Annotated in this window: 18 protein-coding genes; 16 read left to right on the top strand and 2 right to left on the bottom strand. The window is 67.6% G+C overall.

Translation table 11 applies throughout. From position 1 onward, the window contains the following. Positions 1–69: 69 nt before the first annotated feature. From AC06E6_RS09830 to AC06E6_RS09815, 4 genes are all read left to right on the top strand, one after another. A complete protein-coding gene (locus AC06E6_RS09830) occupies positions 70–1,077 on the top strand; it encodes a methionine ABC transporter ATP-binding protein (RefSeq protein ID WP_240212941.1) in 1,008 nt (335 codons plus the stop codon). After that, on the top strand, positions 1,074–1,763 hold the full coding sequence (locus tag AC06E6_RS09825) for a methionine ABC transporter permease (RefSeq protein ID WP_478061153.1): 690 nt from the start codon (positions 1,074–1,076) through the stop codon (positions 1,761–1,763). Before AC06E6_RS09830 ends, AC06E6_RS09825 begins: the two co-directional genes overlap by 4 nt. A 112-nt stretch (positions 1,764–1,875) precedes the next feature. Continuing rightward, positions 1,876–2,676, top strand: coding sequence for a MetQ/NlpA family ABC transporter substrate-binding protein (locus tag AC06E6_RS09820; protein WP_478061152.1), 801 nt, complete (start codon positions 1,876–1,878; stop codon positions 2,674–2,676). A 241-nt stretch (positions 2,677–2,917) separates the two neighbouring features. Continuing rightward, complete coding sequence (locus tag AC06E6_RS09815) at positions 2,918–3,676, top strand: YiiX/YebB-like N1pC/P60 family cysteine hydrolase (RefSeq protein ID WP_104937918.1); 759 nt, start codon at positions 2,918–2,920, stop codon at positions 3,674–3,676. A gap of 90 nt (positions 3,677–3,766) precedes the next feature. Here the strand turns inward: AC06E6_RS09815 and AC06E6_RS09810 are convergent, their stop codons facing one another. Further along, positions 3,767–4,417 (bottom strand): OmpW/AlkL family protein, encoded by a 651-nt coding sequence (locus AC06E6_RS09810; RefSeq protein ID WP_161614310.1) that lies wholly within the window; start codon positions 4,415–4,417, stop codon positions 3,767–3,769. A 197-nt stretch (positions 4,418–4,614) separates the two neighbouring features. On the opposite strand from AC06E6_RS09810, the gene AC06E6_RS09805 reads away from it, so the two are divergent. The 4 genes from AC06E6_RS09805 (at position 4,615) to AC06E6_RS09790 (ending at position 9,672) form a co-directional block, all read left to right on the top strand. Continuing rightward, a complete protein-coding gene (locus AC06E6_RS09805) occupies positions 4,615–5,199 on the top strand; it encodes a DNA-deoxyinosine glycosylase (protein ID WP_478061150.1) in 585 nt (194 codons plus the stop codon). A 152-nt stretch (positions 5,200–5,351) separates the two neighbouring features. Further along, positions 5,352–6,728, top strand: a complete 1,377-nt coding sequence (locus tag AC06E6_RS09800) for a dihydrolipoyllysine-residue acetyltransferase (protein ID WP_478061148.1) — start codon at positions 5,352–5,354, stop codon at positions 6,726–6,728. A 17-nt stretch (positions 6,729–6,745) separates the two neighbouring features. Further along, complete coding sequence (gene lpdA / locus AC06E6_RS09795) at positions 6,746–8,905, top strand: dihydrolipoyl dehydrogenase (RefSeq protein ID WP_478061147.1); 2,160 nt, start codon at positions 6,746–6,748, stop codon at positions 8,903–8,905. Positions 8,906–8,964: 59 nt separating this feature from the next. Beyond that, positions 8,965–9,672 carry a DUF6624 domain-containing protein gene (locus tag AC06E6_RS09790; RefSeq protein ID WP_478061145.1) on the top strand — a complete coding sequence of 236 codons (708 nt, stop codon included), beginning with the start codon at positions 8,965–8,967 and terminating at the stop codon, positions 9,670–9,672. A 106-nt stretch (positions 9,673–9,778) separates the two neighbouring features. On the opposite strand, the gene AC06E6_RS09785 is transcribed toward AC06E6_RS09790, so the two are convergent. Then, entirely contained in the window at positions 9,779–10,603 is an 825-nt protein-coding gene (locus AC06E6_RS09785; protein ID WP_240212947.1) for a hypothetical protein, read from the bottom strand. 410 nt (positions 10,604–11,013) lie between these two features. Between AC06E6_RS09785 and AC06E6_RS09780 the strand changes: the two genes are divergently transcribed. From AC06E6_RS09780 to atpD, 8 genes are all read left to right on the top strand, one after another. Next, positions 11,014–11,379: an ATP synthase subunit I gene (locus tag AC06E6_RS09780; RefSeq protein ID WP_199776756.1), complete on the top strand. Its 366-nt coding sequence runs from the start codon at positions 11,014–11,016 to the stop codon at positions 11,377–11,379. A 27-nt stretch (positions 11,380–11,406) separates the two neighbouring features. Next, positions 11,407–12,204: a F0F1 ATP synthase subunit A gene (gene atpB / locus AC06E6_RS09775; RefSeq protein WP_293760588.1), complete on the top strand. Its 798-nt coding sequence runs from the start codon at positions 11,407–11,409 to the stop codon at positions 12,202–12,204. 74 nt (positions 12,205–12,278) lie between these two features. Next, positions 12,279–12,581 carry a F0F1 ATP synthase subunit C gene (atpE, locus tag AC06E6_RS09770; protein ID WP_054661978.1) on the top strand — a complete coding sequence of 101 codons (303 nt, stop codon included), beginning with the start codon at positions 12,279–12,281 and terminating at the stop codon, positions 12,579–12,581. Between the two features lie 111 nt (positions 12,582–12,692). After that, on the top strand, positions 12,693–13,163 hold the full coding sequence (locus tag AC06E6_RS09765; protein WP_104937926.1) for a F0F1 ATP synthase subunit B: 471 nt from the start codon (positions 12,693–12,695) through the stop codon (positions 13,161–13,163). 3 nt (positions 13,164–13,166) lie between these two features. Continuing rightward, positions 13,167–13,694, top strand: coding sequence for a F0F1 ATP synthase subunit delta (locus AC06E6_RS09760; RefSeq protein ID WP_104937927.1), 528 nt, complete (start codon positions 13,167–13,169; stop codon positions 13,692–13,694). A 44-nt stretch (positions 13,695–13,738) separates the two neighbouring features. Beyond that, positions 13,739–15,286, top strand: a complete 1,548-nt coding sequence (gene atpA, locus AC06E6_RS09755) for a F0F1 ATP synthase subunit alpha (RefSeq protein WP_104937928.1) — start codon at positions 13,739–13,741, stop codon at positions 15,284–15,286. A gap of 78 nt (positions 15,287–15,364) precedes the next feature. Continuing rightward, positions 15,365–16,228 (top strand): F0F1 ATP synthase subunit gamma, encoded by an 864-nt coding sequence (gene atpG, locus AC06E6_RS09750; protein ID WP_104937929.1) that lies wholly within the window; start codon positions 15,365–15,367, stop codon positions 16,226–16,228. Positions 16,229–16,265: 37 nt separating this feature from the next. Beyond that, positions 16,266–17,672, top strand: coding sequence for a F0F1 ATP synthase subunit beta (gene atpD / locus AC06E6_RS09745; RefSeq protein WP_104937930.1), 1,407 nt, complete (start codon positions 16,266–16,268; stop codon positions 17,670–17,672). The last annotated feature ends 67 nt before the right edge of the window (positions 17,673–17,739 follow it).

Genomic DNA, 17,739 nt, shown 5'->3' with positions numbered 1-17,739 from the left:
TGCCCGTGCGGGCGCCGCGGCCGCGGCGCTGCTAGGCTTGCCGCCCTTCCGTCCGCCCGCTGCCTGGCCGTGATCGAGTTCCAGAACCTGCACAAATCCTATGCCGTGGAAGGCCGCGCGATCACCGCGCTGCATCCGCTCGACCTGGCGATCGGCGCCGGCGAGGTGTTCGGCATCATCGGCCATTCGGGGGCCGGCAAGTCGACCCTGATCCGCCTGATCAACCGCCTGGAGGAACCCAGCGGCGGCCGCGTGCTGATCGACGGCCAGGATGCCACCGCGCTCGACGCCGAGGGCCTGCGCGCGCTGCGCCGGCGCATCGGCATGATCTTCCAGCACTTCAACCTGCTGTCGGCGCGCACCGTGGCCGGCAACGTCGCCTTCCCGCTGGAGCTGGCCGGCACGCCGAAGGCGCGGATCGACGCACGCGTGGCCGAGCTGCTGCATACCGTCGGCCTGGAAGCGCACGCGGCCAAGTACCCGGCACAGCTGTCCGGCGGGCAGAAGCAGCGGGTGGGCATTGCCCGCGCGCTGGCCACCGCGCCCAAGATCCTGCTGTGCGACGAGGCCACCAGCGCGCTCGACCCGCAGACCACCGCCTCGGTGCTGGCGCTGCTGGCGAAGATCAACCGCGAACTGGGCCTGACCATCGTGCTGATCACCCACGAGATGGACGTGATCCGCCGGGTCTGCGACCGGGTGGCGGTGCTCGATGCCGGCCGCCTGGTCGAGAGCGGGCCGGTGAGCGAGGTGTTCCTGCATCCGCAGCACCCGACCACGCGCCGCTTCGTGTCCGAATCCGAGCACGTGGACGAGGGTGAACTGCACCGCGATTTCGCCGCCGTGGGCGGGCGCATCGTGCGCCTGACCTTCCTCGGCGACGGTACCTACGAACCGCTGCTGGGCCGCATCGCGCGGCAGACCGGGGTGGACTACAACATCCTGTCCGGCCGCATCGACCGGATCAAGGACACGCCCTACGGGCAGCTGACCGTCGCCCTGGTGGGCGGCGACCAGAACGCCGCCCAGGCCGGTTTCGTCGAGGCCGGCGTGCACGTGGAGGAACTGCGCCGATGATCGCCACCACCACCGACGGCTTCTTCCGCCACCTGGATGCCGGCAAATGGGCCGACATCGGCCAGGCCACCGTCGACACCCTGCTGATGCTGGCCGGCTCGCTGCCGCTGACCCTGGCCATCGGCCTGCCGCTGGGCGTGCTGCTGTTCCTCACCGGCTCGCCGCAGCTGCACCGCCGCCCGTTGCTGTACGGGCTCACCGCGCTCGTGGTGAATGTGCTGCGCTCGGTGCCCTTCATCATCCTGATGATCGTGCTGATCCCGATGACGCTGGCGCTGATGGGCACCTCGCTGGGCGTGCGCGGCGCGATCCTGCCGCTGGTGGTCGGCGCCGCGCCGTTCTACGCGCGGCTGGTCGAGACGGCGCTGCGCGAGGTCGACCGCGGCGTGATCGAGGCCAGCCAGGCCATGGGCGCCACCACCGCGCAGCTGGTGTTCAAGGTGCTGCTGCCCGAAGCGCGGCCGGGGCTGATCGCCGGCGCCACGGTCACCACCATTGCCCTGATCGGCTTCACCGCCATGGGCGGCGCGATCGGTTCGGGCGGCCTCGGCGACCTGGCGTTCCGCGACGGCTACCAGCGTTCGCACACCGATGTGGCCCTGGTCACGGTGGTGCTGCTGCTGGTGCTGGTGCAGCTGCTGCAGATGCTGGGCGACCGCCTGGTACGCCACTACACTCGCCGTTGAGCAACATTTTCGTAGATGCCGGGCTTGCCCGGCATGGGGCTTTCCCGGCAAAACCCCGTGCGGGGCAAGCCCCGCACCTACGCGCATCCCCTCCCGCCGCACTGGAATACCGATGAAGACTTCCCTGTTCCGTCCGTTGCTCGCCGCTGCCGCCGTGTTGGCGCTGGCGGCCTGCGGCAAGCCCGCCACCGACGAATCCCGGCTGGTGGTGGCCGCCACCGCGGTGCCGCACGCCGAGATCCTGGAAGTGGTCAAGCCGATCCTGCAGAAGCAGGGCGTCACCCTGGACGTGCGCGTGTTCAACGACTACGTGCAGCCCAACGACCAGCTGGTGCAGAAACAGGTGGATGCCAACTATTTCCAGACCGAGCCGTACCTGGATGCCTACAACCGCGACCGCAAGACCCGGCTGGTGACCGTGGTCGGCGTGCACATCGAGCCGTTCGGCGCCTATTCGCGCCGGATCAAGTCGCTGGCCGAGCTGCCGGCCGGTGCCGACGTGGTCATTCCCAATGACCCGAGCAACAACAGCCGCGCGCTGATCCTGCTGGACAAGGCCGGCGTCATCAAGCTGAAGGATCCATCCAACGCGCTGTCCACCCAGCGCGACATCGTCGACAACCCCAAGCAGCTCAAGTTCCGCGAGCTGGACTCGGCGATGCTGCCGCGCGTGCTCGACCAGGTCGACCTGGCGCTGATCAACACCAACTACGCGCTCGACGCCGGGCTCGACCCGACCCGTGACGCGCTGGCGATCGAAAGCAAGGATTCGCCCTACGTGAATTTCCTGGTCGCGCGCGCGGACAACCGCGACGACGCGCGCGTGCAGAAGCTGGCCAAAGCGCTGACCGGCCCGGAAGTGAAGGCCTTCATCGAGCACAAGTACAAGGGTGCGGTGCTGCCGGCGTTCTGAGCGCGAACCGCGCACTGCCGGCCCGCGCGTGCGGCGGCGCCCTGCGCGCCGCCGGCGTCGGTGTGACGCCGGTGGATTCCGCAAGCACGCGGGCCTGCTCCTGGCGTAGCGCCGGGCAACATGCCGCTGGCGCACGCCGCGCAAGGCGCCGCCGCAACGCGCCGCCGCCATGCGCCGAGCGGTTGTGCGGCGGCGGCGGCGGGGGCTAGGCTTCCTCCCACGCTTTCGCGGAGGGGCAGGGATGGGATTGCTGCGTTTTGCCGGGCGTCGCATGGCGCATTTCCTGGCACAGCCGCGGCGCCGGCAGGCGCATCCGCCCACCAGTGGCCCGCAGCTGCTGGCGCGCACCCTGCGCCGTGGCGACGTGCTGCTGGTGGAGGGCAACAGCCGCTTCTCCACCGTCATCAAGTACCTCACCCAGTCCACCTGGTCGCACGCGGCGCTGTATATCGGCGAGGAAGCGCTGGAGCCGGGCGGGCCGCGGCGGCCGATGCTGATCGACGTGGACGTGGAAGCGGGTGTGCGGCGGGTGCCGCTGGACGCGTTCAGTGACGTGCATACCCGCATCTGCCGCGCGCATGGACTGCCGCCGCCGGTCATCGACCAGCTGGTCGGCTTCATGCGCGCGCGCATCGGCTACAGCTACGACCTGAAGAACGTGTTCGACCTGGCGCGCTACCTGATCCTGCCGCCGGTGCCCGGGCACATGCGGCGGCGCATGATCGCGCTGGGCAGCGGCGAGCCGACCAAGGCGATCTGCTCGACCCTGCTGGCGCAGGCGTTCGAGTCGATCCGCTACCCGATCCTGCCCGGGATCGAGACCGTGCTTGGCCATGCCGGCGGCCGCCAGCAGCAGCGCGAGATCCTGCATATCCGCAACTACAGCCTGTACACGCCGCGCGATTTCGACGTGTCGCCGTTCTTCGAGATCGTCAAGCCGCGGCTGCAGTCGGGCTTCGATTACCGCACCCTGCAGTGGGGCGACGACGGTACGCCATGACCTTGCTGGCGCAGCGCCGCGGGCCATGAACGCGACAGGCACGGACCGCGGACGGTCCGTGCCTGCCGTTGGCGCCGTTTGCGGGCTGGATCAGAAGCGCGCGCCGATGCCGAAGCCCACGGTCCACGGGTCCAGCTTGAGCTTCTCGCCGGTGCCGCTGCCGGCCACGCTCAGTTCCGGGCGCGCATGCATGTAGCGCGCGTCGGCACGGGCGAACCAGGTGGAGTTGATGTTCATGTCCACGCCGACCGTGCCGATCGCGCCCTTGGCGGTGCGCAGGCCCACGTGGTCGCCGCCGGCGGCCAGGCCGTCGATCTTCTCGTTGCTGAAGTTCGACTCGTAGTAGCCCGCGCCCACGAACGGACGGAACACGTTGTCGGCCGCGCCGAAGTGGTACTGCGCGCTCAGCGCCAGCGGCTGCTGCTCGACCGTACCGGCCTTGGCGCCGCCGCTGGTGCGCACGCGGTGGTCGAACTTGTCCGCCGCGCCCCACAGTTCGACCGCGACGTTGTCGTTGAAGTAGTAGCTGGCGCTGAGCGTCGGCGCCGGGCCGCCGTCGACCTTGTCGATGCCGGTGGCCGGGCCGCTCTTGGGCTGCAGCAGGGTCACGCCGCCGACGACGGCGAAGCGCTTGCCGGAGGCGGTATCGGCCGGCGCGGCGCCGGCGTCCTGCGCGAACGCGGCGGGCGACAGCGCCAGGGCGCCCAGGACGGCGAAACTCATGATCTTGATGGTACGCATGGGGTGACTCCTCGTAGTGCTCTCGGGATTGCGTTGTTATCGAGGCCCTCGCTCGGGGCGCGCCCATCCTCGCCGCGGCAGGATGAATCGATCCGTACGCGCCAATGCCCTCATGCTGTGTCGTTCAGCGAAAATGGCGCCACGCCCGGAATGGCGGGCGCGGCTGCGGCAGGATCATTCATGGAGTTGGGTCGCGCGTGACGAACGAAACACTGCTGCTGGGGTTGCCTGCGCAGGTGAACGCGCACTGCCGCGTACTCGTACTCGGTTCGATGCCGGGCATGGCTTCGCTGCAGGCGGCGCGCTATTACGCGCATCCGCGCAATCGCTTCTGGCCGCTGATGGGGGCGCTGTGCGGTTTCGACCCGGCGCTGGACTATCCATTGCGGCTGGCCCGGCTGCAGCAGGCCGGTGTCGGGCTATGGGACGTGATCGGCCGGTGCCGGCGGCGCGGCAGTCTGGACGCGGCCATCGTCCGTGGCAGCGAAGTCGCCAACCCGCTGCCGGAACTGCTCGGGCGGTTGCCGCATCTGCGCGCGATCGCCTGCAACGGCGCCGCGGCGGCGCAGGCGTTCGAGCGCCATGTGCGCCCCGCGTTGCCGGCCGGACATGGGGTGACCGTGCTGGCGCTGCCGTCCACCAGCCCGGCCAACGCCGCCTGGTCGTTCGCGCGGCTGCTGGATGAATGGCGGCGGCTGGCGCCGTGGTTGCCGGTGGCGGAACAGTCCATTTCCGCGGTGCCTGGCCGTGGAGACAGGCCGGGACAGGCACCTGGCCGGTGATGCCCGCGCGGCGGGCGCGCGCAGCCGCGCCCGGCCTGCCATGGCCCGTCCCTGTCCGCGGACATACGTATGCGAATCCACGGGCGGCGGTTGGCGCTGCGCCGCACTGGCGCCACAATAGGAGTTTCCCTCACTGTTGCTGGAGTAGTTTCATGGCCGAAATCAAGGAAGCAGTTGTCCCCGATATCGGTGACTACAGCGACATCCCGGTGATCGAAGTGCTGGTCGCCGTCGGTGATACGGTCATGAAGGACCAGGGCCTGGTCACGCTGGAATCGGACAAGGCGACCATGGAAGTGCCGTCGGCCGTGGCCGGCGTGGTCAGGGAAATCAAGGTCAAGGTCGGCGACACCCTGTCCGAGGGCAAGGTCGTGGCGCTGATCGAAGTGGCCGAGGAGAGCGCAAAGCCGGCCGCCGTCGCCGCGCCGGCCGCACCGGCCAAGGTCGAGCCGACCGCCGAGACCGGCGCCAGGGTCGAGCCGGTGGCCGTGGCCCCGGTGGCGGACAAGCTGGCCCAGCGCGAGATCGCGCAGGAAGCCGTGCTGGCCACCAGCAAGCCGGCCAGCCCGCCGGTGCAGTTCAACGCCGAGGGCGTGCTGCCGTCCAACGTGCCTTACGCCAGCCCGGCGGTGCGCGTGTTCGCCCGCGAGCTGGGCGTGGACCTGGCCCAGGTGGCTGGCACCGAGAAGGGCGGCCGCATCACCAAGGCCGACGTGCAGAAGTTCGTCAAGGGCGCGCTGACCGGCGGCGGTGCTGCCGTGGCCGGCGCCCCGGTGGCCGCTGGCGGTGGCCTGAACCTGCTGCCGTGGCCGAAGGTGGACTTCAGCAAATTCGGCGAGACCGAAGTGCAGCCGCTGTCGCGGATCAAGAAGATCTCCGGCGCCAACCTGGCGCGCAACTGGGCGATGATTCCGCACGTCACCCAGTTCGACCAGGCCGACATCACCGACCTGGAAGCGCTGCGCGTGGCGCTGAACAAGGAGAATGAGAAGGCCGGCATCAAGCTGACCATGCTCGCGTTCCTGATCAAGGCCAGCGCCGCGGCGCTGAAGAAGTTCCCCGAGTTCAACGCCTCGCTGGATGCCAGCGGCGAGAACCTGACCCTGAAGAAGTACTTCCACATCGGCTTTGCCGCCGACACGCCGAACGGCCTGGTCGTGCCGGTCATCCGCGACGTGGACAAGAAGGGCGTGGTGCAGATCGCGCAGGAAACCGGCGAACTGGCGAAGAAGGCGCGCGACGGCAAGCTGGGCCCGGCCGAGATGAGCGGCGGCTGCTTCTCGATCAGCTCGCTGGGCGGCATCGGCGGCACCGCGTTCACCCCGATCGTCAATGCGCCGGAAGTGGCCATCCTGGGCGTCTCCAAGTCCTCGATCCAGCCGGTCTGGAACGGCAAGGAGTTCGCGCCGAAGCTGCTGCTGCCGCTGTCGCTGAGCTACGACCACCGCGTCATCGACGGTGCGCTGGCCGCGCGCTTCACCACGTACCTGTCGCAGGTGCTGGCCGACATGCGCCGCGTGCTGCTCTGATCCCGAGGACTTGAAAGATGGCGAACACGATTGAAGTCAAAGTCCCGGATATCGGCGATTACAGCAACGTGCCGGTGATCGAGGTCCTGGTGGCCGTGGGCGACACGGTGGCCAAGGACCAGGGCCTGGTGACGCTGGAATCGGACAAGGCGACGCTGGAAGTGCCGTCCACCGCCGCCGGCGTGGTCAAGGAGATCAAGGTCAAGCTCGACGACAAGCTGTCCGAGGGCGACGTGGTGGTGGTGCTGGAAGCCGCAGGCGCGGCCGCCGCACCTGCGCCTGCCGCCCCCGCCGCGACGCCGGCTCCCGCTGCGCAGCCAGCCGCCGCGGCTGCGGCCGCGCCGGCGGTAGTGAGCGCGCCGGCAGCTGCGGCCCCGGCCGCAAGCGGTGGCCCGGTCGAGATCAAGGTGCCGGACATCGGCGACTACAGCGGCGTGCCGGTGATCGAGATCCTGGTGGCCGTGGGCGACACGGTGAAGAAGGACCAGGGGCTGGTGACGCTGGAATCGGACAAGGCCACGCTGGAAGTGCCGTCCACCGCCGCCGGCGTGGTCAGGGAGATCAAGGTCAAGCTCGGCGACAAGTTGTCCGAGGGCGACGTGGTGGTGGTGCTGGACGCGCAGGGCGCCACGCCCGTGGCCGGCGCCGGCAACGTGGCGCCGGGCAGCAAGCCGCCGGTGACCCCGTCGCACCGCGCACCGGACCCGGCCGTGGCCGCGCGGGCGCTGCCGTCGACCGGCCGCGCCGCCGACATCGAATGCCGCATGGTGGTGCTGGGCGCCGGCCCGGGCGGCTACACCGCCGCGTTCCGTTCGGCCGACCTGGGCATGGATACCGTGCTCGTGGAACGCTACGCCAGCCTCGGTGGCGTCTGCCTCAACGTCGGCTGCATTCCGTCCAAGGCGCTGCTGCACGCGGCCGAGATCATCGACCATGCCGCGCATGCCGATGAACTGGGCATCGCCTTCGGCAAGCCGAAGATCACCCTGGACAAGCTGCGCGAGTACAAGGAAAAGGTCGTCGGCCAGCTGACCAAGGGCCTGGCCGGCATGGCCAGGCAACGCAAGGTGCGCGCCGTGCAGGGCGTGGCGAAATTCGTTTCGGCCAACGAACTGGAGATCACCGGCGACGACGGCAAGACCCAGCTGCTGCGCTTCGAGCAGTGCATCATCGCCGCCGGCTCGCAGGCGGTGAAGCTGCCGAACTTCCCGTGGGACGACAAGCGCGTGATGGACTCCACCGACGCGCTGGAACTGGCCGACGTGCCGAAGTCGCTGCTGGTCGTGGGCGGCGGCATCATCGGCCTGGAAATGGCCACCGTGTACAGCGCGCTGGGTGCCCAGGTCACCGTGGTCGAGTTCATGGACCAGCTGATGCCGGGCGCCGACAAGGACCTGGTCAAGCCGCTGGCCGAGCGCCTGAAGAAGCAGGGCATCGAAGTGCACCTGAAGACCAAGGCCTCGGGCGTCACCGCCGACAAGAAGGGCATCACGGTGACCTTCGAGGCCGCCACCGAGGGCGAGAAGCCGGCGATGCAAAGCGGCACCTTCGACCGCGTGCTGGTGGCCGTGGGCCGCGCGCCGAACGGCAAGAAGATCGATGCCGACAAGGCCGGCGTGGAAGTGACCGACCGCGGCTTCATCCCGGTCGACCGCCAGATGCGCACCAACGTCCCGCACATCTTCGCCATCGGCGACATCGTCGGTAACCCGATGCTGGCGCACAAGGCAACGCACGAGGGCAAGCTGGCCGCGGAAGTGGCGTTTGGTGAGAAGAAGGAGTGGGTGGCGCGGGTGATCCCGTCGGTGGCCTATACCAACCCGGAGATCGCCTGGGTCGGCGTCACCGAGACCGAGGCCAAGGCCAAGGGGTTGAAGGTTGGCGTGGCCAAGTTCCCGTGGGCGGCCAGCGGCCGCGCCATCGGCATCGGCCGCACCGAGGGCTTCACCAAGCTGATCTTCGACGAAGAGACCCATCGTGTGATCGGCGGCGCCATTGTCGGCGTGCATGCCGGTGAGTTGCTGGCCGAAATCGGCCTGGCCATCGAGATGGGTGCCGAGGCCGAGGACATCGGCCACACCATCCATGCCCACCCGACGCTGAGCGAATCGGTGGCGATGGCTTCGGAGATCTACGACGGCACCATCACCGACCTGTACCTCCCGAAGAAGAAGTGATCCACGCGACGCCCCTTCACCGGGGCGTCGTCGTTTCCGGCGTCTGCAGGAACAGGGAAATGTGGCGAGCGATCGTGGCGGCAGTGTGGCTGGCAGGTGCGGGCGGTGCGCTGGCGGAGGAGGCGGACCCGCAGCTGGACGCGGCGCTGCTGCAATGCCCGGGTGCGGCGCCGTTCGTGGAGGCGGACAGGCTGCGCGAACAGGCACTGGCGCGCAGGAGCGCCGGCATCGAGCCGTCCGAACCGCGGTTGCGCGGACAACTGCTGGAAATGGCGCGCCTGGACCAGCAGGCGCGCGACGGCGACTGGTCGCAGGCGATGGTCGAGAAGATGCTTGCGGTGGACGCGGCGAACCTGGCGAAGATCAGGCAGGTGGTCGCCGATCATGGGGGACTGCCGGACGTGCGCGCGGTTGGCGTGGATGGCCTGCGCGCGGCCTGGCTGCTGGTGCAGCACGCCGACGCCGATGCCGGCTTGCAGCGGCAGGTGCTGGACGGGCTGGCGCCGCGGTTGGCCAGCGGCGAGGTCTCATCGCGCGAATTCGCCCTGCTGACCGACCGGGTGCTGGTGAACGCCGGCAAGCCGCAGCGTTACGGCAGCCAGCTCGCCGCCATCGGCGGCAGGTGGCAGCCCAAGGCCATGGAAGCGCCGGAACAGGTGGACCAGCGCCGCGCCAGCATCGGGCAGATGCCGCTGGCGGATTACCTCTGCGTCGCGGCGCAGATGTTCCCGGCGCCGCCCACCGATGCCGAAGGCAGGCTGCTGTAGGCCTGCCATCGGTGCCGGGACGCGCTGCCATGCCGCGCGGTGCCGGCTTGCCCGCACGGCACCTGGCGGGCATGGCCCGCCGCCACGCATGCCGTGACCGGCCGGGTCAGAACGACAGGCTCACGCCGACCAGCGGGCCCTTGAATTCCTGCTTCAGGCCGATGAGGCCGTCGCTGCCCTTGCGGTCGACGTCGAGCTTGAACCAGTCGTAGCCGGCGAAGATGCCGAAGTTCGGGTTGACGTTGTACTGCACGATGGCGTTGGCGCGGCTCAGGTCGCCTTCGTAGTCATCGAAGTTGCCCCAGCGCGTGTTGAGGTACTGGCCCTGCAGGTTGATCAGCCAGTGTTCGGACGGGGTGAAGGTCAGGCGCGCGCCGACCACCGGGGCGATGCCGTCGGTCTTCTCGTCGAGCACCTGGCCCTGGTACAGCTGGCCGAGGTCGGCATAGGCGTTGGCGTCCACCTTGGCGTACTCGGCGCCGAGCTGCAGGCCAAGGTCGAAACGCTCGCCGTCGACCACCGCGTAGTCATAGACCAGGCTGGCCACCTGGTACTTCAGGTTGCCCTTGACGAAGCTGCCGGCCGGCACCGTGGTGCCGTCGAAGCTGATGCTCTCGCCCAGCGCCTGGCGGCGGTCCTTGTCGTAGCGGAAGTAATCGAAGATCAGCCGCTGCCGCTCGCTGATGCGGAACAGGCCGTCCACGCGCGGCTCCCATTCCTTGCCCCCCAGGTCGAAATCCTCGTCGAACGCCAGTTCCTGGCCGCCGACCGTGCCGCTGCCGCGCAGGGTATTGGACGAATCGATGTTCATCGCGCCCAGGCGCAGGGTGAAGCGCGGATCGCCGTCGGCGGCGTGGGCGGGCGCGGCCTGCAGCAGGGCCAGGGCAAGCGCGCAGGAGGCGCAGGTCGGGAGGTGCGGGGGGAGGCGCATCGTTCGGTTCGCTCCGTGTAGGAAATCAGGGAGCGGCTACCGTGGCCGAAGCGATGTGGCACCTGCGTGACCGCGGAGTGCACGCGGCGTGCAAAATGCGGCGAGGTGGCCCTGGGCGGGCCACCTCGCCCGGTGCGTCCGTCGCGCACATCGACGAGGTAATGGCGGCGGACGTGCAGGTGTGACCCGCCGCCGCGGCCGAAGTTCCGCATGTTGCAGCGCAAAAACGGGATTCGCCCGCCCTAACCCGGGACGGCTGAAAATTCCAGTAAATGCCGCAACTTGCGATCCGCAGGGGGGCGGCTTGTGGCGGTTGTCTCGCAAAATGTCCCGCTGCTATACTTTCGCGGCTCGACGAGGCGCCCCCGGCGCCGCCAGATCTCCTTGTTCCATGAAGCAGGACATTCCACGTGCTGAACTCCGTTGATGCGGGTCGGCGGCTGATGCTGCGTGCCGCGGTGTACCCGCTGGTCGCAGTGGTTGTCCTCGCGCTGGCCTTCCTGCTGTTGGGGCCGAAGTACGCCCTGGGCGCGCTGGTTTCCGGCGTGGCGGTGGTGGCGGGGACGGTGCTGGCGGCATGGGTGGGACTCGGCGGCGGCGTTCAGGCCGCCGGTTCGGCGATGATCCGCATGTTCCTGGGGTTCGCGCTGAAGATCGTGCTGATTGTCGCCGTGCTGGCAATGGCGTTCGTCTGGTGGCGGCTTCCTCCCTTGGCCCTGCTGGCAGCGATTCCAGTGGCGCTGATGTTCCAGGTTCTGGCTCTGGCCAGGCGTTGATCGAATTCACAAAAGGTATCCGGACTCATGGCGGGCGAGGCTCTAACCCCTACCACCTATATCCAGCATCACCTGCAGAACCTGACCGCCAAGGTCGGGGACGGCGGCAGCTTCTGGACCATCCACGTCGATACCGTCGTCACCGCGGTGCTGATGGGCCTGCTGATGGTGTTCGCCTTCTGGATGGCCACCCGCAAGGCCACCGCCGGCGTGCCGGGCAAGTGGCAGGCGTTCGTTGAAATCTGCCTGGAGTTCGTCGACCGCCAGGCCAAGGACACCTACCACGGCAAGAGCAAGCTGGTGACGCCGATCGCGATCACCATCTTCTTCTGGATCCTGTTGATGAACCTCATCAAGATGATCCCGGCCGATTTCATCGCCAAGCCGCTGGAATGGGCGGGCGTCCACTACTGGAAGCCGGTGCCGACCGCCGACGTCAATGCCACCTTGGGCATGTCGATCAGCGTGTTCTTCCTGATGGTCTTCTTCTCGCTCAGTTCCAAGGGCGTGGTCGGCTTCGTCAAGGAGTTCCTGACCGCCCCGTTCGGCAAGTGGATGATGCCGTTCAACCTGATCCTCAACATCGTCGAGTGGCTGAGCAAGCCGATCTCCCTGGCGATGCGACTGTTCGGCAACATGTTCGGCGGCGAGATCGTCTTCCTGCTGATCTGGGTGCTGGGCGGCGCCGGCTTGTTCGGTGCTGTTGCCGGTGGCGTATTCGGCCTGGGCTGGATGCTGTTCCACCTGCTGGTGATTCCGCTGCAGGCCTTCATTTTCATGATGCTGTCGATCGTGTACCTGAGCCTGTCGGAAGACAGCCACTAAGCTACAAGCTTCAACCAGTTCCAACCTTCATCCGTTTCATCACCCTTAGCTACCCTTAGTTCTCGGAGAAAACCATGTACTTCGCCGTCCTGACCAATCTCGCCCAAGTTCAGAGCTCCACCGCCCTTGCCGTCGGCATCATGATCGGCCTGGCCGCGCTGGGCGCCGGTCTGGGTCTGGCCATCATGGCTGGTAAGTTCCTGGAATCGGCTGCCCGCCAGCCGGAACTGATCCCGGTCCTGCAGGTCCGCATGTTCATCACCGCCGGCCTGATCGACGCCGCGTTCATCATCTCGGTCGCCGTCGGCCTGCTGCTGGCCTTCGCCAACCCGCTGGCCGCTGCCCTGCTGGCCGAAGCCGCCAAGCTGGCGGGCTGATCCAGCTGAAGTGAGACGGCCGGGTGCCTGCGGGCATCCGGCTTCGGATGAAGGTCCGGTTGCGCCGCCACGGCGGCGCAACCACCCCGACACCAGCGATCGAGCTAACCCATGAATATCAATCTCACCCTCTTTGCACAGGCACTGGCCTTTGCCGCGCTGATCTGGATCATCGCGACCAAGATCTGGCCGCCGCTGATGAAGGCCATCGAAGAGCGCCAGCAGAAGATCGCCGAAGGCCTCGCCGCGGCCGATCGCAGCCAGAAAGACCTGGCCCAGGCGGAAGTGAAGGTCAACGAGGCGCTGAAGGAAGCCCGTGGCAAGGCCAACGAGATCATCGACCAGGCCCATGCCCGCGCCAACCAGATCGTCGAGGCCGCCAAGAACGAAGCCATCGCCGAAGCCAACCGCCAGAAAGAATTGGCCCAGGCTGAAATCGACGCCGCCGCCAACCGCGCCCGCGAAGACCTGCGCAAGCAGGTGTCCGTGCTGGCCGTGACCGGTGCCGAGAAGCTGCTCAAGCGCGAAATCGACGCCAACGCCCACAAGGCGCTGCTCGACGAGCTGGCCGCGGAGATCTGATAGATGAGCCAGGCCCTCACGCTTGCCCGCCCGTATGCCCGCGCCGCGTTCGCGATTGCGCGCGAGGAAGGCAAGTTCGCGCCGTGGTCCGAAGCGCTTGCGTTCTCCGCCCGCGTTGCCGCCGATCCGCGCGTGTCGGCCCTGCTGTCCAATCCGGAGCTGGCCCGCGGCGACGCCGTGGCCCTGTTGGCCCCGGAAGCGGCGGGCGAAACCTACGGCCGCTTCCTGAACCTGCTGGCCGAATCGCACCGCCTGCAGCAGCTGCCGGAGATCGCCGGCCTGTTCGACCAGCTGCGCGCCGAAGCCGAGAACGTGGTCAAGGCCACCGTCACCTCGGCGGCCGCGCTGTCGGCCGACGAGCTGGAAAAGATCAAGCTCGCGCTGCGTCGCCGCTTCGGCCGCGACGTCGAGGTGTCGACCGCGGTGGACGCTTCGCTGATCGGCGGCGCCGTGATCGATGCCGGCGACGTGGTCATCGATGGTTCGCTCAAGGGCAAGCTGTCGCGCCTGCAGACCGCGCTCGCAAACTGAATTCACTTATCGTCCGGCTTGATCGCCGGCACTAGGACTTGACGATGGCTACCACGCTCAACCCCTCCGAAATCAGCGAACTGATCAAGAACCGCATCGAGAAGGTCGCGCTGTCCGCGGAATCGCGCAACGAAGGCACCGTGACCTCGGTGTCCGACGGCATCGTGCGCATCTACGGCCTGGCCGACGTGATGCAGGGCGAAATGATCGAGCTGCCGAACAACACCTACGCGCTGGCGCTGAACCTGGAGCGCGACTCGGTCGGCGCCGTGGTGCTGGGCGACTACGAGCACCTGCGCGAAGGCGACGTGGCCAAGACCACCGGCCGCATCCTGGAAGTGCCGGTGGGTCCGGAAATGCTCGGCCGCGTGGTCAACGCGCTGGGCGAGCCGATCGACGGCAAGGGCCCGCTGGGCACCTCGCTGACCGCTCCGGTGGAGCGCGTTGCCCCGGGCGTGATCTGGCGCAAGTCCGTCGACCAGCCGGTGCAGACCGGCTACAAGTCGGTCGACTCGATGATCCCGATCGGCCGTGGCCAGCGCGAGCTGATCATCGGTGACCGCCAGACCGGCAAGACCGCCATGGCGATCGACGCGGTGATCAACCAGAAGGGCACCGGCATCAAGTGCGTGTACGTCGCGATCGGCCAGAAGGCCTCGACCGTGGCCAACATCGTGCGCAAGCTGGAAGAGAACGGCGCGCTGGCCCATACCGTGGTCGTGGCCGCCACCGCTTCCGAGTCGGCTGCGATGCAGTACATCAGCGCCTACGCCGGCTGCACCATGGGCGAGTACTTCATGGATCGCGGCGAAGACGCGCTGATCGTGTACGACGACCTGTCCAAGCAGGCCGTGGCCTACCGCCAGATCTCGCTGCTGCTGAAGCGTCCGCCGGGCCGCGAAGCCTACCCGGGCGACGTGTTCTACCTGCACTCGCGCCTGCTGGAACGCGCCGCCCGCGTGTCCGAGGAGTACGTCGAGAAGTTCACCGAGGGCAAGGTCACCGGCAAGACCGGTTCGCTGACCGCGCTGCCGATCATCGAGACCCAGGCCGGCGACGTGTCCGCGTTCGTCCCGACCAACGTGATCTCGATCACCGACGGCCAGATCTTCCTGGAAACCGACCTGTTCAACGCCGGCATCCGCCCGGCCGTGAACGCCGGTATCTCGGTGTCGCGCGTCGGTGGCTCGGCCCAGACCAAGATCATCAAGAAGCTGTCCGGCGGCATCCGCATCTCGCTGGCCCAGTACCGTGAGCTGGCGGCGTTCGCGCAGTTCGCCTCGGACCTGGACGAAGCCACCCGCAAGCAGCTGGAGCGTGGCCAGCGCGTCACCGAGCTGATGAAGCAGAAGCAGTACGCGCCGATGTCCATCGCCAACCAGGCGCTGTCGATCTACGCCGTCAACGAGGGTTACCTGGACGACGTGCCGGTCAACAAGCTGCTGGCGTTCGAAGAGGGCCTGCACGCCCACTTCGCCAACACCGCCGGCGAGCTGACCGCCAAGATCAACGCCACCGGCGCCTGGAACGACGAGATCGAAGCCGCCTTCAAGAAGGGCATCTCCGAGTTCAAGACCACCGGCAGCTGGTAAGCCGCACGTAGAGCGGGGCCTTGGCCCCGCTTCACTGTGACACAGCGGGGGAAGGCCCCCGCTCCATGGGAATAAGAGATGGCAAGCGGACGCGAAATCAAAACCAAGATCAAGAGCGTGCAGAACACCCGCAAGGTGACGCGCGCGCTCGAGATGGTCTCCGCCTCCAAGATCCGCAAGGCGCAGGATCGGATGAAGACCTCGCGTCCGTACGCGCAGGCGATGAAGCAGGTGATCGGCCACCTGGCCCAGGCCAGCACCGACTTCCAGCATCCGTTCCTGGTCGAGCGCGACAACGTCAAGCGCGTGGGTTACATCGTGATCTCCTCGGATCGCGGCCTGGCCGGCGGCCTGAACAACAACCTGTTCCGCAAGGCCGTGGCCGAAATGCGCGGCTGGCAGGAAAAGGGCGCCGAGATCGACATGGTGACCATCGGCCAGAAGGCCAGCGTGTTCTTCCGCCGGGTCAACGTGAACATGGTCGGCAGCGTCACCCACATCGGCGACCAGCCGAAGCTGGAGACGCTGATCGGCGTGATCAAGGTGATGCTCGACGCCTTCACCGAAGGCAAGGTCGATCGCGTGTACCTGGTCTACAACCGCTTCATCAACACGATGACGCAGAAGGCGTCCTTCGACCAGCTGCTGCCGTTGCCGGCCAGCGACACGCAGGTCGCCTCGCACGACTGGGACTACCTGTACGAACCCGATGCCGCGACCGTGCTCGAGCACGTGATCACGCGCTACATCGAGTCGCTGGTGTACCAGGCCGTGCTGGAGAACGTTGCTTCCGAGCACGCGGCACGCATGGTGGCGATGAAGGCGGCAAGCGACAACGCGAACAAGCTGATCGGAACCCTGCAGCTGGTCTACAACAAGGCCCGCCAGGCAGCGATCACCCAGGAAATCTCCGAAATCGTCGGCGGCGCGGCAGCAGTCTGACGCGCACAGTCAAAGCATTTAATTAGAGGATGCAGCAATGAGTCAGGGCAAGATCGTTCAGATCATCGGCGCCGTCGTCGACGTCGAATTCCCGCGCAGCGACGTGCCGAAGGTGTACGACGCGCTGAAGGTCGAGAACACCGACATCACCCTGGAAGTCCAGCAGCAGCTTGGCGACGGCATCGTCCGTGCCATCGCGCTGGGTTCCACCGATGGCCTGAAGCGTGGCCTGGTCGCCAACAACACCGGCCGCGCCATCTCGGTGCCGGTCGGCGCCGGCACCCTGGGCCGCATCATGGACGTGCTGGGTCGCCCGATCGACGAGGCCGGCCCGGTCGCCGCGTCCGATTCGTGGGAAATCCACCGCGCCGCGCCGTCGTACGAAGACCAGTCGTCCTCGACCGAACTGCTGGAAACCGGCATCAAGGTCATCGACCTGATGTGCCCGTTCGCCAAGGGCGGCAAGGTCGGCCTGTTCGGCGGTGCCGGCGTCGGCAAGACCGTCAACATGATGGAGCTGATCAACAACATCGCCAAGGCGCACTCGGGTCTGTCCGTGTTCGCCGGCGTGGGCGAGCGTACCCGCGAGGGCAACGACTTCTACCACGAGATGAAGGACTCCAACGTCCTGGACAAGGTGGCGATGGTGTACGGCCAGATGAACGAGCCGCCGGGCAACCGCCTGCGCGTCGCCCTGACCGGCCTGACCATGGCCGAGTACTTCCGCGACGAGAAGGACGCCAACGGCAAGGGCAAGGACGTGCTGCTGTTCGTCGACAACATCTACCGCTACACGCTGGCCGGTACCGAAGTGTCCGCGCTGCTGGGCCGCATGCCGTCGGCGGTGGGCTACCAGCCGACCCTGGCCGAGGAAATGGGCGTCCTGCAGGAACGCATCACCTCGACCAAGACCGGTTCGATCACCTCGATCCAGGCCGTGTACGTGCCCGCGGACGACCTGACCGACCCGTCGCCGGCCACCACCTTCGCCCACCTCGACTCGACCGTGACCCTGTCGCGCTCGATCGCCTCGCTGGGCATCTACCCGGCGGTGGACCCGCTGGATTCCACCTCGCGCCAGATGGACCCGCAGGTCATCGGCAACGAGCATTACGAAACCGCCCAGCGCGTCCAGCAGACCCTGCAGAAGTACAAGGAGCTGAAGGACATCATCGCCATCCTGGGCATGGACGAACTGTCCGAGGAAGACAAGCAGGCCGTGTCGCGCGCGCGCAAGATCGAGCGCTTCTTCAGCCAGCCGTTCCACGTGGCCGAAGTGTTCACCGGCTCGCCGGGCAAGTACGTGCCGCTGAAGGAAACCATCCGTGGCTTCAAGGCCATCGTCGATGGCGAGTACGACCACCTGCCGGAGCAGGCGTTCTACATGGTCGGCGGCATCGAAGAAGCGGTCGAGAAGGCCAAGAAGATGGCCGAAAAGGCCTAATTCCGGCGTGAGGCGGAGTCCGCTCCGCCTCTGCGGCATCCTGCGGTGGGCGCAGGCCCACCCAACC

This window comes from Stenotrophomonas sp. Steno-Z10-HUANG, from assembly GCF_056393075.1.
This window is presented reverse-complemented; position numbering and strand designations above follow the sequence as displayed.